We start from the raw sequence: 247 nt of genomic DNA on the forward strand, positions 1-247 counted from the left end.
AATATATCCTATTCACTATATTTTTACAAGTGTTAAAAATATATTTTTTATTCAAAAAAAAGAAACCAAAAACATTTTTTGGTTTCCCCTGCTCTTTTTTACCAATCTTGTGGTTCGTAATTTAAGTCTGAAAATAGGCGTTTTTTCTCTTTTTTCGATAAATCTCTCCACTGTCCAACTGGTAAATTATTCAACTCAATATTCATAATTCTCGTACGTTTTAACGTGTATACTTGATAACCCAAAG

General features: G+C 27.9%; 1 pseudogene. It reads right to left on the reverse strand.

What is annotated here, in order from left to right:
* Nucleotides 1-98 precede the first annotated feature (98 nt).
* Nucleotides 99-247 (reverse strand): annotated as a pseudogene (locus V7038_RS29040) (23S rRNA pseudouridine synthase F); the annotation flags it as partial.

The sequence above is a fragment of the Bacillus sp. JJ783 genome (genome assembly GCF_036963225.1).
Lineage (GTDB): Bacteria > Bacillota > Bacilli > Bacillales > Bacillaceae_G > Bacillus_A > Bacillus_A cereus_U.